Here is a 1,255-nt window from a genome sequence, read left to right as displayed (position 1 = left end):
TGTCTAAAGAAAAATTTGAACGTACAAAACCGCACGTTAACGTGGGTACAATCGGTCACGTTGACCATGGTAAAACAACTTTAACAGCAGCGATCACAACTGTATTAGCGAAACACTTCGGTGGTGCAGCTCGTGCATTCGACCAAATCGATAACGCGCCAGAAGAAAAAGCGCGTGGTATCACCATCAACACTTCACACGTTGAGTACGATACAGAAACACGTCACTACGCACACGTTGACTGCCCGGGACACGCGGACTATGTTAAAAACATGATCACAGGTGCGGCGCAAATGGACGGTGCAATCTTAGTAGTAGCAGCGACAGACGGTCCAATGCCACAAACTCGTGAGCACATCTTATTAGGTCGCCAAGTAGGTGTACCATACATCATCGTATTCTTAAACAAATGCGACATGGTAGATGACGAAGAGTTATTAGAATTAGTAGAAATGGAAGTTCGTGAACTTCTTTCTCAATACGATTTCCCAGGTGATGACACACCAATCGTACGTGGTTCAGCGTTACAAGCGTTAAACGGCGTAGCAGAGTGGGAAGAAAAAATTCTTGAGTTAGCGAACCACTTAGATACATACATTCCAGAGCCAGAGCGTGCGATTGATAAACCATTCTTATTACCAATCGAAGACGTATTCTCAATCTCAGGTCGTGGTACAGTAGTAACAGGTCGTGTAGAGCGCGGTATCATCAAATCAGGTGAAGAAGTTGAAATCGTAGGTATCAAAGAAACTACGAAAACAACAGTAACTGGTGTTGAGATGTTCCGTAAATTATTAGACGAAGGTCGTGCGGGTGAGAACGTTGGTGCATTATTACGTGGTACAAAACGTGAAGAAATCGAACGTGGTCAAGTATTAGCGAAACCAGGTACAATCACGCCACACACAGACTTCGAATCAGAAGTATACGTATTATCAAAAGAAGAAGGTGGTCGTCATACTCCATTCTTCAAAGGTTACCGTCCGCAGTTCTACTTCCGTACAACAGACGTAACAGGTACAATCGAATTACCTGAAGGCGTAGAGATGGTAATGCCAGGCGACAACATCAAGATGACTGTTAGCTTAATTCACCCAATCGCGATGGACGAAGGTTTACGTTTTGCGATTCGTGAAGGTGGTCGTACAGTAGGTGCGGGCGTTGTAGCGAAAATCATCAAATAATTAAGTTTTTAGCTTAATATTTGAGAACGAAATGCTAGAGAAGGCGTGTCGAAAGACACGCCTTTTTTGTT

Annotated in this window: 1 protein-coding gene; it reads left to right on the top strand. The window is 43.7% G+C overall.

Features of this window, described 5'->3' with window-relative positions:
• A partial coding sequence (tuf, locus tag HMPREF0027_RS10850; RefSeq protein WP_005625208.1) for an elongation factor Tu occupies nucleotides 1–1,184 on the top strand: 1,184 nt, incomplete at its 5' end.
• Between the last annotated feature and the right edge of the window lie 71 nt (nucleotides 1,185–1,255).

The organism is Actinobacillus ureae ATCC 25976 (assembly GCF_000188255.1).
Taxonomy (GTDB): domain Bacteria; phylum Pseudomonadota; class Gammaproteobacteria; order Enterobacterales; family Pasteurellaceae; genus Actinobacillus; species Actinobacillus ureae.
This window is presented reverse-complemented; position numbering and strand designations above follow the sequence as displayed.